The organism is Roseateles chitinivorans, assembly GCF_002761755.1.
GTDB classification, from domain to species: Bacteria; Pseudomonadota; Gammaproteobacteria; order Burkholderiales; family Burkholderiaceae_C; genus Roseateles; species Roseateles chitinivorans.
In genome coordinates, this window is record NZ_PEOG01000044.1 from 1 (window position 1) to 14,018 (window position 14,018).

The 14,018-nt window shown below is 71.2% G+C and carries 11 protein-coding genes and 1 pseudogene; 1 reads left to right on the forward strand and 11 read right to left on the reverse strand.

Features of this window, described 5'->3' with window-relative positions; translation table 11 throughout:
- The 11 genes and pseudogenes from CS062_RS16070 to CS062_RS16120 all read right to left on the reverse strand — a co-directional run.
- Positions 1-185 (reverse strand): annotated as a pseudogene (locus CS062_RS16070) (hypothetical protein); the annotation flags it as partial.
- Complete coding sequence (locus CS062_RS16075) at positions 179-1,189, reverse strand: zinc-binding alcohol dehydrogenase family protein (RefSeq protein WP_099862614.1); 1,011 nt, start codon at positions 1,187-1,189, stop codon at positions 179-181. The pseudogene CS062_RS16070 and the gene CS062_RS16075, both read right to left, overlap by 7 nt.
- Entirely contained in the window at positions 1,183-2,028 is an 846-nt protein-coding gene (locus CS062_RS16080; RefSeq protein ID WP_099862615.1) for an amidohydrolase family protein, read from the reverse strand. The genes CS062_RS16075 and CS062_RS16080 overlap by 7 nt, the downstream gene beginning before the upstream one ends.
- A 1-nt stretch (position 2,029) precedes the next feature.
- A complete protein-coding gene (locus CS062_RS16085; protein ID WP_099862640.1) occupies positions 2,030-3,043 on the reverse strand; it encodes an aldo/keto reductase in 1,014 nt (337 codons plus the stop codon).
- Between the two features lie 44 nt (positions 3,044-3,087).
- Positions 3,088-4,062: an ABC transporter substrate-binding protein gene (locus CS062_RS16090; RefSeq protein ID WP_099862616.1), complete on the reverse strand. Its 975-nt coding sequence runs from the start codon at positions 4,060-4,062 to the stop codon at positions 3,088-3,090.
- Positions 4,063-4,091: 29 nt separating this feature from the next.
- Positions 4,092-5,075, reverse strand: a complete 984-nt coding sequence (locus tag CS062_RS16095) for an ABC transporter permease (protein ID WP_099862617.1) — start codon at positions 5,073-5,075, stop codon at positions 4,092-4,094.
- Positions 5,072-6,637 carry a sugar ABC transporter ATP-binding protein gene (locus CS062_RS16100; RefSeq protein WP_099862618.1) on the reverse strand — a complete coding sequence of 522 codons (1,566 nt, stop codon included), beginning with the start codon at positions 6,635-6,637 and terminating at the stop codon, positions 5,072-5,074. The genes CS062_RS16095 and CS062_RS16100 overlap by 4 nt, the downstream gene beginning before the upstream one ends.
- 40 nt (positions 6,638-6,677) lie before the next feature.
- The gene (galA, locus tag CS062_RS16105; RefSeq protein WP_233218093.1) at positions 6,678-9,551 is read right to left on the reverse strand and encodes a beta-galactosidase GalA; all 2,874 of its coding nucleotides are present in this window, start codon (positions 9,549-9,551) and stop codon (positions 6,678-6,680) included.
- A 143-nt stretch (positions 9,552-9,694) separates the two neighbouring features.
- Complete coding sequence (locus CS062_RS16110; RefSeq protein WP_099862620.1) at positions 9,695-10,972, reverse strand: L-fuconate dehydratase; 1,278 nt, start codon at positions 10,970-10,972, stop codon at positions 9,695-9,697.
- Positions 10,973-11,031: 59 nt separating this feature from the next.
- The gene (locus CS062_RS16115) at positions 11,032-11,886 is read right to left on the reverse strand and encodes an ureidoglycolate lyase (RefSeq protein ID WP_099862621.1); all 855 of its coding nucleotides are present in this window, start codon (positions 11,884-11,886) and stop codon (positions 11,032-11,034) included.
- Positions 11,887-11,968: 82 nt separating this feature from the next.
- Positions 11,969-12,763: an SDR family oxidoreductase gene (locus tag CS062_RS16120; RefSeq protein WP_233218094.1), complete on the reverse strand. Its 795-nt coding sequence runs from the start codon at positions 12,761-12,763 to the stop codon at positions 11,969-11,971.
- A gap of 242 nt (positions 12,764-13,005) precedes the next feature.
- Between CS062_RS16120 and CS062_RS16125 the strand changes: the two genes are divergently transcribed.
- On the forward strand, positions 13,006-13,929 hold the full coding sequence (locus tag CS062_RS16125) for an alpha/beta hydrolase (RefSeq protein ID WP_099862622.1): 924 nt from the start codon (positions 13,006-13,008) through the stop codon (positions 13,927-13,929).
- The last annotated feature ends 89 nt before the right edge of the window (positions 13,930-14,018 follow it).

Consider the following 14,018-nt stretch of genomic DNA (forward strand, 5'->3'; position numbering starts at 1 on the left):
CGGGCCAGCTCCCGCGCACGGCGGGAGCTGGCCGGATGGTCGGTGCTCTGCACCACGGTGATGCCGCCGAGCGCGTCGCCCGTCTCCGCCGCCTCGCTGACGAGCAGGTCCACATGGGCCTGCAGGAACCGGCCGGTGCCGAACTGCAGGATGGGCGCGGCATCGGCCATGGCGCCGCTCAGCATTCGACCAGCGCCTTGATCACGCCCTGCCGCGGATCGAGCAGGTCGGGGAAGCGCTCCGGCAGGGTGGCCAGCGTCAGGCGGTGCGTGGCGAGCGCGGCATGCGGCACCTGGCCGTTGCGCATCGCGGCGATCACCGTGTCGAAGTCCTCCATCGTGGCATTGCGGCTGCTGAGCAGCGTGGCCTCGCGCTTGTGGAATTCGGGATCGGAGAAGCGGATGTCGCCCTGCACGATGGACAGCAGCACGTAGCGGCCGCCATGCGCGATGAAGCGGAAGCCGCGCTCCATCGCCTGCGGATTGCCGGTGGCGTCGAACACCACGTCGAAGAATTCGCCCTCGGTCAGGCGCGCGAGTTCGGCCTCGTCGCCATCGCCCAGCGGCACCGCGGCCGAGATGCCGGCGTGCGCGCGCGCGACCTCGAGCCGGTCCTGCCGGCTGTCCAGGGCGACGACCGTGGCGCCGCGCAGCGCGGCGAACAGCATCGCGCCCAGCCCGATCGGCCCGGCGCCCACCACCAGCACGCGCTGGCCGGCGCCGACCTCGCCGCGACGCACCGCATGCGCGCCGACCGCCAGGAACTCCACCATCGCCGCCTGGTCCAGCGTGAGGCCGTCCGCCTTGCCGACGAAGTGCCGGGGCAGGCAGAGGTATTCGGTGAAGGCGCCGTCGCGATGCACGCCCAGCACCTGCATCTGCACGCAGCAGTTGGACTTGCCCTGGCGGCAGGCCCGGCAGCGGCCGCAGGACAGGTAGGGCATCGCATACACGGTGTCGCCGGGCTGCAGGCCGCTGTCGGGATCCGCTTCCTCGACCACGCCGGACAGTTCATGGCCCATGACCCGCGGGTAGGCGAGGTAGGGCTGATGGCCGGTGAAGATGTGGAGATCGGTCCCGCACACGCCCACGCGGCGGACGCGCAGCAGCACCTCGCCGGCTTGGCGCTGGGGCTTGGGGCGTTGGTGGATGGCGAGGGTGCCCGGGGATTCGCAGAGGACGGTCAGCATGGCGGGAGTCGATAGAGGGCGGCGGCATTGCCGCCGAACAGGGCATCCAGGTCGGCGGGTGCCGGTGCGGGGTGGAGCTGGCTCGCCAGGCGTCGCGCCTGGTGCCACCAGTCCGCGTAGTCCGAGGCCAGGCGCAGCACCGGCCAGTCGCTGCCCCAGAGCAGCCGCCGCGGACCGAAGAGGTCCCACAGCGCCTGCACATAGGGCCGCAGCGCGGCGTCGTCGAGGCGGTCCCCCGCCTCGGTCAGCAGGCCGGAGACCTTGCAGTGGACCTGGGGCAGGGCGGCCAGCGCGGCGAGATCGGTGCGCCAGGGCTCAAGCTCGCCCCGCGCGATGAAGGGCTTGGCGGCATGGTCGACGACCAGGCGCAGGCCGGGATGGCGCCGGGCGAAGCGGCACAGCGCCGGGAGCTGGCGCGGGAGCACCAGCGCGTCGAAGACCAGGTCATGGCGCTGCATCGCGGCCGCCGCGGGCGCGCAGGCCGGATCGTCGATCCAGTCGTCCTGCGGCAGGTCCTGCAGCATCGGCCGCAGGCCCTTGAGCGCGGGGTCGCGGGCCAGCTCGTCGATCTGCGCGGCGGCGTCGGCGGCCTTGAAGTCGACCCAGCCCACCACGCCCCGGACCCACGGTGTCCGCGCCGCGACGCCGAGCATCCACCGCGTGTCCTCGACGCTGGGCAGCGACTGCACCAGCACCGTCGCGTCGATGCCGCAGGCCCGCAGATGCGGCTCGAGGTCGTCCGGGCCGAAGTCCCGATGGATCGCCGCCAGCGAGGACGGCGGCCACTGGCCCGCGCGGTCGGCGAGGCGCCAGAAATGCTGATGGGCATCGACCCGCATGTCAGCGCGCCTCCGCCTCGTCCGGCACCGGCACGCCGGGGTGGATCAGGCCGCGATCGCGCAAGGCGCGCCACAGGGCGCCGGGAATCGGCTGCCGCATCCAGGCGACGTTGCTCCGGACCTGGTCCGGCGAACGCATGCCCGACAACACGTTCACCACGGCCGGATGGGCCAGCGGGAACTGCAGGGCGGCCGCCGGCAAGGGCACCTGCCATTCGGCGCAGGCGGCGGCGAGCGCCTCGGCGCGCTCGCGCACCGCCGCCGGCACACCGCCGTAGTCGTACTTGGGCTGACCCGCCAGCAGTCCCGAGTTGAACGGCCCGCCGATGAGGACATCCACGCCATCCGCCGCGCAGCGGTCCAGGAAGCCCAGCGCGCCCTGTTCCAGCAGCGTGTAGCGACCGGCCAGCAGCACGCAGTCGATCGGCGCGGCCGACAGCGCGTCCCAGGCCACCTCCCATTCGTTCACGCCCAGCCCGATGGCCTGCACCACGCCCTGGCGGCGCAGCGACTCGAGGGCCCGGAATCCCCGGCCCTGCGTCAGCGCGCGCCAGTGGCGCCCGTGCTGCGGTCCGTGCGTGGCGCGGCCGATGTCGTGCACCAGCAGCAGATCGATCCTCGCGCCGCCCAGGCGCGTCAGGCTGTCCTCGAACGAGCGCATCACGCCGTCGTAGCTGTAGTCGAAGACCGGGCGGAAGGGCAGCGGATCGGCCCAGCCGTCGCTGCCTGGCCGCACGCTGGCATCCGGCCGGAGCAGGCGTCCCACCTTGGTCGAGAGCACCAGGCCGTCGCGCGGCCGCCCCGCAAGGAAGGCGCCGACCCGATGCTCGCTGCGCGTGTAGCCGTAGAACGGCGCCGTGTCGATGTAGCGCAGTCCGGCGTCCCAGGCGGCCTGCAGCGTCGCGGCGGCCGTGGCCTCGTCGACCGCGTCGTAGAGACCGGCCAGCGCGGCGGCGCCCAGGCCGAGCGGTCCGAGCCGCAGGGCCTGGCGCAGGGGACGTTCCGGGACCTGCATGGCGGCGGTCGCGCGGTCGGCGAGGGGCGGGGCGGCGACCGTCATCAGTAGAGGACCGCCCGGGCTTCGGGCGATTGCAGGTTGGTCTTGTTGACCCAGACCACGCCGGTGTCGCGGAACTTGGGCACCGGCTTGCGCTGCAGCAGTTCGTCGACCGTCTTGACGCCCAGGTAGCCCATGCGGAACGAGCTCTGCACGGCGATGCCCTCCAGCGTGCCGTCCTGGACGAACTTCTGCAGGTCCTGGTTGCCATCGAAGCCGATGGCCACCACCTGGCCGGCGCGACCGCTCTGCACCAGGGCGCGGCCCATGCCGACCGCGGTCGGCTCGTTCGCGCCGAACAGGCCCTTGAGGTCGCGATGGGCGGCCAGCACGTCGGTGGTCTGGTTCATCGCGGTGGCCATCTGGGACTGCGAGTAGTACGGGCCGACGATCTCCAGCTTCGAATTGGCCTGCAGGTAGCGCTTGAAGCCGCCGACGCGGTCGGCCTCCGAGCCCGCGCCGGCGACGTAGGACATCAGCGCCACCTTGCCGGTGGTGCCGATCCGCGCGATCAGCGCCTTGGCGCACAGCTCGCCGGCGGCGGTGTTGTCGGTGGACAGGAAGGACTGGTAGTAGGTCTTGCCGGCGTCCGAGACGCGGGAGTCGATCAGCACCACCGGGATGCGGGCCTCCCAGGCGCGCTTGATGGCGGGCACCAGCGCATCGGGGTCGGAGGGCGCGAGGACGATGCCGGCCACGCGGCGGTTGATCGCGTTCTCCACCAGGTTGACCTGGTCGGCGACGGCCGACTCGGAGGCCGGTCCGGCGAAGGTCAGGGTGTGGCCCGGCGTCTCCTTGATCGCGGCATCCGCGCCCTTGTTGACGTTCTGCCAGAAGCTGGAATTGGTGGTCTTGACGATGACGGCGATCTCGCCGGCCTGGGCCGTGGCGCCCAGCAGCGCCAGGCCGGCGCCGAGCAGCGCGCGCCGCAGCGCGCGGACGATGAAGGGGGAGAAGGACGACAGGGTGCGGGGCATGCGGGTCTCCTGATGGGATGAGCCGGTCTTCAGCGCCGGTTGCGGAGTTGGTCGATCCACACGGTGACGAGGATGACCAGGCCGATGATGATCTGCTGCGAGAACGCCGACACGCCGTTCATGTTCAGGCCGTTGCGCAGGATGCCGATGACGAAGGCGCCGATCACGGTGCCGGACACGCTGCCCACGCCTCCGCTGAGCGAGGTGCCGCCGATGACCGCGGCGGCGATGGCGTCGAGCTCGTACATGACGCCCTCGTTGGGCTGCGCGGTCACCAGGCGCGACATCAGCACGCAGCCGCACAGGCCGGCCAGCGCGCCGGAGCAGGTGTAGGCGAACATCGCCACCCGTGCCACGTTCACGCCCGACAGGCGCGCCGCCTCCGCGTTCGAGCCCACCGCATGCAGGTGTCGCCCGAGCAGCGTGCGGCGCAGCAGCAGCCCGACGGCCAGCGCCAGCACCACCATCAGCAGCACCGGATAGGGGATGCCGGGAAAGATCACGTTCGGGAAGCCCTGCGCATCGATCTCCTCGATGCGCCACAGCGCGCCGTTGCCCAGCACGCCGAAGGCCTCGCCCAGCCCGGAGACCGCGCGCGCGTCGGTGAGTTGCAGCGCCAGGCCGCGCGCCACCAGCATCATGCCCAGCGTCGCGATGAAGGGCGGCAGGCGCAGCCGCGTCACGCACAGCCCGTTGATCGCGCCGCAGAGCCCGCCGACCACGATGCCGGCCGCCATCGCCGGCGCCACCGGCAGGCCCTGCTTGACCAGCAGCCCGGCCGTGACGCCGGACAGGGCCAGCACCGAGCCCACCGACAGGTCGATGCCGCCGGTCAGGATGACCAGCGTGGCGCCCAGGCCGAGGTAGACGATGGTGGTCACCTGCAGCGACACCGTCATCGCGTTGCCCACGCTGAAGAAGGCGTTGCTGGTGAGCGAGAACACGAGCACGAGTGCCAGCAGGCCGGCCAGCGCGGCGAACTTCTGGATCAGGTCTTTCTGTCGTTCGTTCATGGAGCAGGGGTCTCGGGCGCCGTGTCCGGCGCTTGGGAAAGGGCGGCGGGGCCGACGGAGGCCAGGTGCATCACGTCCTGCTGGCTGCTGCCGCGGGTGTCCAGCACGCCGGCGATGCGGCCCTGGCGGAAGACGGCGATGCGGTCGGTCAGGCCGAAGATCTCCGGCAGGTCGGAGCTGATCAGCACGATGCCGATGCCCTGCGCCGCCAGCTCGTCCATCAGCGCATAGATGGCGTACTTCGCGCCGACATCGATGCCACGGGTGGGCTCGTCGAAGACGATCACTCGCGCCTGGCGGAACAGCCATTTGGCGATGACCACCTTCTGCTGGTTGCCGCCGGAGAGCAGCCGCGCGATCTGGTCCGGCGAGGGCGTGCGGATCTGCAGCTGCCGGATGAAGCGCTCGGCGGTCTCCCGCTCGCGCGCCGCGTCGATGACGCCCGGCCCCCGGGTCAGCGCTGACAGGTTGGCCATGGTGATGTTGTGGGCGACGCTCATCGTCACCGCCAGGCCGTGGGCCTTGCGGTCCTCCGAGACATAGGCGATGCCGGCCTCGATCGCGTCGCGCGGGCAGCGGATGACCAGCGGCTGTCCGCCGAGCTCGACCTCGCCGCCGTCCAGCGGGTCGGCCCCGAACAGCGCGCGGGCGGTCTCGGTGCGGCCGGCGCCGACCAGGCCGGCGAAGCCGAGGATCTCGCCACGCCGCAGCTCGAAGTCCAGGGGGCCGAAGACGCCGCGGCGTTGCAGGCCGCGCACCCGCAGCAGCACCTCGTCGACCGGTCGCCGCGTGGCCGGTGGGAACTGCTGGTCGAGTTCCCGACCCACCATCAGGCTGACGATCTCGTCGATCGAGGTCTCGTGCCAGCGGCGGGTCGCGATGTATCGGCCATCGCGCAGCACGGTGACGCGGTCGGCGATGGCCTCGAGCTCATCCAGCCGGTGCGAGATGTAGAGGATGCCGACGCCGTCGCGCCGGAGCTCGCGCACGACCTGCAGCAGGCGCGCCGCGTCGGCTTCGCCGAGCGAGGACGTGGGCTCGTCCATGATCAGCAGCCGCGCCTGGAGCGACAGGGCCTTGGCGATCTCGACCAGTTGCCGCTGCGCGATCGGCAGCGTCGTGACGAGCGCGTCCGGGTCGATGTCAGCGCCCAGCCGGGCCAGGCAGGCGCGGGCGCCCTCCCGCTGACGTTCCCGGTCGACGAACCAGCCGCGCCGCGGCTCGCGGCCCAGCCAGATGTTCTCGGCCACCGTGAGGTGCGGCACCAGGTTCAGCTCCTGGTGGATCATCACGATGCCCAGGCGCTGCGCGTGCGAGAGGCCGTCGATGCGCACCGGCTCGCCGTCGATGCGGAGCTCGCCCTCGTCGGGTGCATGCACGCCGCTGAGCACCTTCATCAGGGTCGACTTGCCGGCGCCGTTCTCGCCGCAGATCGCGTGGACCTCGCCGCGGTGGACCTCCAGCGCCACATCGGCGAGCGCGACGACGTTGTCGAAGCGCTTGCAGACGCCGCGCATGCCGAGCAGCGCGGGGAGGGTGGACGGGTCAGGCAGCGCGTTCATCGGCGCGGGCGTCCCATCGGGGGTGGCGGCGCGATGGATCTCATGGCGCCGCCTTCCCAGCGCCGCGTTCGATCGAGACCCGGCCGATCAGGCCCGAGGGCTCGCCGGGCTGCGCGCGCACCAGCACGGTCATCGTGCGCCAGCCCGATCCCTGGGCCAGCGGCAGGCTCAGCGGAGCCGGCTCGGGCGAGGTCTTCTCGCCGATCTTCACGCCATCGACCCAGACCTCCGCCTGCCCGGCGATCTGCTGGAACCGCAGGCGGCCCTGGCCGTCGTTGCGGTCGGCGCGCAGTCGCAGCGACGTGCGGTAGGCGCGCCAGGTTTCGGTCGATTCGGCCGACTGACGGATCGGCGGCTCGCCCCAGCCCCAGCTGTTCATGTCGTTCTCCGCCAGCACCTGGTTGGGATCCGGGCGCGCGGCCTGCGGCGGCGAGATGCGCCAGCCACCGACGCGGCTGACCACCTCCGCGGCCGGCACCGACGGGACCCGGGCGGTCCGCACCTCCAGCACCAGCTCGGCACTGGCCAGCCCGTCCGCCGTCGCGCGCAGCCGGAGCGGCCCCTGGCCGTCGCGCTCCGTCTGGAGGATCGCCTGCGCCAGGCCGTTGAAGAGCGAGCGCTCCGGCGCCTTGGACGGTTCATGGGAATTGGGATCGCCGTTGCCGACGCCGATCAGGCGGCCGGCGCCGGTGGTCTCGAAGCGCACCTTCAGGTTGGCGGTCGGTACCGCGCGGCCCTGCGCATCGACCGCGCTGACGGTCACCGGCACCGCGTCGCGGCCATCGCCGGCCAGCACCGCGCGGTCGGCGGTGAGCACCAGGCGCGCCGGGACACCGCTGGTCTCGACGGTGTCCCGGGCCAGTTCGCGCGCGCCCTGCAGCGCGACGGCCTCGAGCCGCCCGAGCGCGTAGGGCAGGTCGACACTGACGATGCCGTCCCGGTCCGCCGCCTGCTCCACGATCGTCTGACCGTTCAACAGCAGGCGCACGCGCGGCGCGTTGGTGGCGACCATCACCTTCACCGGCTGGCCTTCGCTGCCGGACCAGTTCCAGTGCGGCAGGATCTTGACCACGGTGCGGTCCTTCACCCACTGCGCCTGCCGGATGTAGAAGGCCGCCTTCGGGAAGCCGCACAGGTCCAAGGCACCGAAGAAGGTCGACGCGCTCGGCCATTCGAAAGGCGTGGGCTCGCCGTGGTAGTCGAAGCCGCTCCACACGAAGCCGCCCGCCATGAAGGGCCGCTCCGCGATGTGCCGCCAGGCGTCGCGGTGGGTCTGGCCCCAGGACGAGGGCTCGTCGTCATGGCTGCCCAGCACCTGCGCCTGGCGGTCGCTGCGCCAGGCGCCGCGCGTCATGTAGGCGGAGGTGTCCTCGGAACTGAACATCGGCCGGCCCGGATGCTCGCGGTGGTAGCGGTCGTAGGCATGGACCTGGTAGTTGACGCCGACGACGTCCAGCACCTCTGAGGCGTTGCGGTCGGCGAAGAGGCCGTCGTGCATGCCGGCGGTGACCGGCCGGCTCGGGTCCAGCCGCTTGATCTCGGCGGCCATGCGCCGCGCCATCTCGCGGCCCTGCCAGCTGCCTTGCAGCGGCTCCTCGTTGAAGAGGGACCAGAGGATCACGCTCGGACGGTTGCGATCGCGCCGCACCAGCCACGCCAGCTGGGCCATCGCCTCCGGGCTCGAACTGAAGTTGCGGTTCTCGTCCATCACCAGCAGGCCCAGGCGGTCCGCCAGGTCCATGACCTCCGGCGCCACCGCGTTGTGGGCGAAGCGGACCGCGTTCACGCCCATGTCCTGCAGGCGGCGCAGGCGGAACTCCCAGATCGCCGTCGGCACCGCGACGCCGACTCCGGCATGGTCCTGGTGGATGCACACGCCCTGCAGCTTGAGTGGTTCGCCGTTGAGGAAGAAGCCCCGCTCGGCATCGAAGCGCGCGGTGCGGAAACCGGTGTGCAGCTCGGTGGCGTCGATCTCGCGCAGCGGGCCGGCGCCGGGCTGACGCAGCACCGCCCGCACCCGATACAGCCGCGGCGACCGGGGCGACCACAGCTCGGGCTGCCGGATGTCGAGCGTCAGGCGCGCCGTGGCCGAATCCAGCGCGGCGACGCGCACCCGGGTCTCTCCCTGGGCCACCACCGCGCCATCGGGGCCGGTCACCTGCAGCGCCACGACCGCGGCCCGGCCGGCCTCGCCGGTGTTGTCGACCTGCACCTCGACCGGCAGCGTCCAGCGGCCGCCACGCTGCACCGGATTGGCGTACAGGCCGTCGGTCGCGATGTGCAGGGTGTCGCGCTTGACCAGCCAGGCATGACGGTAGATGCCGGCGCCTTCGTACCACCAGCCTTCCTGGGCCTCGGCGTCGACGCGCACCGCGATGCTGTTCACCTCGTCGCCGTAGCGCAGGTAGGGCGTGATGTCGATGGCGCGGCCGTTGTAGCCCGACCAGTTGCGATTCACCACGATGCCGTTGACCCACACCGTGCTGTGGGTCGCGACGCCGTCGAACTGCAGCTCGATGTGGCGGCCCCGGTCGGACTCCGGCAACTGGAGATAGCGCCGGTACCAGCCGATGCCCCGGGCGCGGTAGCCCTGGGACGCGTTCTCTTGTCGGTCGAAGGCTTGCTCGATGGCCCAGTCGTGCGGCAGGTCGAGCCGGCGCCAGCTGGAGTCGTCGAACTCCGCCCCGCCCGCGCCGACCACGCCGCCCGCCTTGGCCTGGTGATAGCTCGCGCCATGCCCCTTGACCGCCGGCGCCGGCACCTCGCCATGGTGGAACAGCCAGCCGGCGTCCAGCGACAACCGCTCGCGAGGACCATCCGCGCGAGCGACTGCCGGCAGGAGGAGCGCGGCCGCCCACACGGCGACCGCCAGCCCATGAATCAGCGACGCACGCCGCAGCATCGTCCTCAACATCTCGTCTCCACGTAAGGCCCGGACGCGTCGGAGGCGACGGCCCGGCGGGGGCTGGGCCCCTCTGATTTGGTCTTACCAGTCTCTCACGAACCTATTGCGGTCTTACCGGTGAAAACACCGAGCCGACTCCCAGCGGCGCGCCGTCAGCCGCGGAATCGATGGCGCTCCAGCGACGCGGGTTTCATCGTGATCGAGAAGCCCGGCGCGGTCGGCGGCAGGTAGGCCGCGCCACGCACGACGCAGGGGTCGACGAAGTGCTCGTGCAGGTGGTCGACGTACTCGATGACGCGGTCCTCGCGGGTCGCGCTGACGCACAGGTAATCGATCATCGACAGGTGCTGGACGTACTCGCACAGGCCCACGCCGCCGGCGTGCGGGCACACCGGCAGGCCGTACTTGGCCGCCATCAGCAACACCGCCAGGATCTCGTTGACCCCACCCAGGCGGCAGCTGTCGATCTGCACGACATCGATGGCGCCGCGCATGATGAACTGCTTGAACAGGATGCGGTTCTGGCACATCTCCCCGGTGGCCACCCGCATCGGCGCGATCGCCTCGCGGATCGCGCGATGGCCTTCGACATCGTCGGGGCTGGTCGGCTCCTCGATGAACCAGGGCTGCGCGAAGGCCAGGTCCTTCAGCCAGTCGATGGCCACCGGCACGTCCCACACCTGGTTGGCATCGATCATCAGGCGGCGGTCCGGCCCCAGCACCTCGCGGGCGATGCGCAGGCGGCGGATGTCGTCCTCGCGGTCGCGACCCACCTTCAGCTTCACGTGACCGAAGCCCGCGTCCACCGCCTCCTGGCACAGGCGCCGCAGCTTGTCGTCGGGATAGCCGAGCCAGCCCGCCGAGGTCGTGTAGCAGGGATAGCCCTCGCACTCGAGCGTGGCCAGCCGTTCGGCCTTGCCCTCGGCGGCGCGGGTGAGCAGGGCGAGCGCTTCGTCGGGCGTGATGCAGTCGGTGAGGTAGCGGAAGTCGATGCAGCGCACGATCTCCGCCGGGCTCATGTCGGCCACCAGGCGCCAGAGCGGCTTGCCCTCGGCCTTCGCCCACAGGTCCCAGACGGCGTTGACGACGGCGCCGGTGGCGAGGTGGATCGCGCCCTTGTCCGGACCGATCCAGCGCAGCTGGCTGTCCGAGGTCACATGGCGCCAGAACCGCCCCATGTCGGCGGCGATCCAGTCCAGGTCCAGGCCGACGAGCAGGTGCCGCATCGCCTCGATGGCGCGGCAGCAGAGGTCGTTGCCCCGGCCGATGGTGAAGGTCAGGCCATGGCCTTCCAGCCCCGGCTGGTCCGTCTCGAGGATGACGTAGGCGGCGGAGTAGTCCGGATCCGGATTCATCGCGTCGGAACCGTCCAGATGGGCCGACGTGGGGAAGCGCACGTCGACGGTGCGCAGATCGGTGATGCGGGTCATGGAGTGGGGGGCGCGTCCGGCGAGGATCCAGCGAGGGTCGGGTGAAGGTCAGGAGAGGGTCAGGCGGCGACGGTGCGCTGGGTCTGCGTGCCCAGTCCGGCGATGCCCAGCCGCATCGTCTGGCCGGGCCTGAGATAGACCGGCGGCTTCTGTCCCAGGCCGACGCCGGGCGGCGTGCCGGTGGAGATGATGTCCCCGGGCTGCAGGCTCATGAACCGGCTCAGGTAGCTGACGATCTGCGCCACGCCGAACACCATCGTGCGGGTGTTGCCGTTCTGGTAGCGGTGGCCGTCGACCTCCAACCACAGGTCCAGCCGCTGCGGATCGGGGATCTCGTCCGCGGTGACCAGCCACGGGCCGATCGGACCGAAGGTGTCGCAGCCCTTGCCCTTGTCCCACTGGGTGCCGCGCTCGAGCTGCCATTCGCGCTCCGACACGTCGTTGACGACGCAATAGCCGGCCACATGCCTCATGGCGTCCGCCTCGTCGATGTAGGCGCCGCCCTCGCCGATGACCACGCCGAGTTCGACCTCCCAATCGGTCTTGACCGAGCCGCGCGGGATCCGCACCGGATCGTCGGGGCCGCTGATCGCGCTGGTCCATTTCGCGAAGACCACCGGCTCCTGCGGCACCGGCAGGCCGGACTCCGCGGCGTGATCGGCGTAGTTCAGGCCGATGCAGATGAACTTGCCCACCTGGCCGACGCAGGGGCCGAGCCGCAGGTCCTGCTGCGGGGTGCCCGGCACCCGGGGCAGGGTGGCGGGGTCGAGCCGGCTCAGCAGCGACAGGCCGGCGCTGGTCAGCACTTCGCCGGCCAGGTCGTCGATGTGCTCGGACAGGTCGCGCACCTGGCCGTCGGCGTCCAGCAGGCCGGGGCGTTCCTGGCCCGGCGGGCCGTAGCGGAGCAGTTTCATGGAAGTCCTTGCGAGAGGGGATCGGAGAGAGAGAGCGCTGCTGGGAGGACAGGTCGCGGCGACGGTCCGGCGGTTCCGCGGTTCAGATCGTGACGCCGCCGTCGACGCTCACGGCCTGGCCGGTGATGAAGCGGGAGGCGTCGCTGAGCAGGAACACCACCAGCGGCGCGATGTCGTCCACCGTGGCCAGGCGCCCCATCGGCTGGCGCGCGATGAAGTCGCGCTCGGCCTGCACAGGATCGGCGGCTGCGGCGATGCGGCCACGCAGCGAGGGCGTGTCCACCGTGCCGGGACACAGCGCATTGCAGCGCAGGCCCTGCCGGACGAAATCCGCGGCGACCGATTTGGTGAGGCCGATCACCGCCGCCTTGCTGACGCCATAGACGCAGCGGTTGGGGAAGCCCTTCACCGAGGACGCCATCGAGGCCATGTTCAGCACCGAGGCGCTGCCGCCGGTGCGCGCCGCCTCGGCCAGCATGCCTGGGAGGAAAGCGCGCAGCATGCGCCACATGCTCTTGACGTTCAGGTCCATGCTGAAGTCCCAGGCCGGCTCGTCGCACTCGAGGACCGAGCCGTGATGGACGAAGCCGGCGCAATTGAAGAGGCCATGCAGCGCCGGCAGGCGGCCGGCGATGGCCTGGATGGCGCTGTCGTCGCGGACATCCAGTTGCTCGGTGCGCAGCCGGGCCGGCGCCCCGGCTTCCTCGCGCAGGCTTTCCAGGCCAGGGGTGGCGAGGTCGGTCGCGATCACCTCGGCGCCGGCGGCCAGGCAGGCCAGCGCACTGGCGCGGCCGATGCCCTGGGCGGCCGCGGTGACCAGGACGGTCTTGCCGGCCAGCGCGCCGGCGGCGGAAGGAAGGGAGATGGGGGTGTCCACAATCGGAGGGTGGCAAAGAGGTCAGACCAGTTTATGGCACATCGTGATGGCCTCCCCAGTCGGGGACTTCCCTTGATTCGCTTCGTTTCAAATTGGTCGGACCAATCGAGTCCGATTGCGGCATGCCACGGGGCCGGCGTGGCTGTCGGTCTGCTGGGGTCCGCCAGCCTCGGTGTTTCTACTGGTAAGACCGAATTCGCGACTTGCGGATACTGGTCAGTCCAAATTTCGGGTGTCGGCTCATGACCTTCCGTTCCTTCGACGCGCTCCTTGGCGCGCTGCTGCTCGTCCTCGGCGCCGTCGCACAGGCGCAGGAGGCGGGGCCCGTGACGCCGGACACGGCCCGCGCCAACTTCGCCCGGACCATCGTGCTGGCGGACGACGACGTCCGCTCGACGCCGCTGCCACCGCGGGGTTTCGACGAAGCGCGCGCCGGCGTGGCGCCGGGCAAGGTGGAGGAGTTCAGCTACGAATCCGGCGTCACCGGCGGGCGGCGCAAGGCGCTCGTCTACCTGCCGGCCGGCTATCCCAGCGGGCGCGCCTACCCGGTGCTCTACCTGCTCCACGGCATCGGCGGCAACCAGCATGAATGGACCGGCTACGTGCGGGCCAACGCCGTCCTGGACAACCTGATCGCCGACGGCAAGGCCGTCCCGATGATCGTGGTCATGCCCAATGGCCGGGCGCTGCCGGACGACAGCGTGCCGCCGCCGGACCGCGTCTTCACCGAAGCCAATGCGGCCGGATTCGCGAAGTTCGAGCGTGACCTGCTGGACTTCCTCATTCCCGCGGTCGAGGCGAGATATCGCGTCCAGGCGGATGCGCGCCATCGCGCGCTCGCGGGGCTGTCGATGGGCGGCGGGCAGGCGCTGAACATCGGCCTGGCCCATCCCGACACCTTCGCCTGGATCGGCGGTTTCTCCGCCGCGCCCAACACACGGGCCACGGCGGAGTTGATCCCCGATCCCGACGCGCTGCGTCGCGGCCTGGCGCTGCTGTACCTGTCGTGCGGGAATCGGGACGGGTTGATCAACGTCTCGCAGCGGGTGCACCGGGAACTGCTGCGGCAGGGCATCCGCCACCAATGGAACGTCGACGCGAGCGGCCATGATCGGGAGAGCTGGAGCGACAACCTGTACCAGTTCTCGCAGCGGCTGTTCCGATGAGATGAGCCGGTGAGCCGATGAGCCGGTGAGGACGGATTCTCCCGAGGCGTCGTCGGCATGCCTTCACTGATCCGTCACTGCCGACAAAC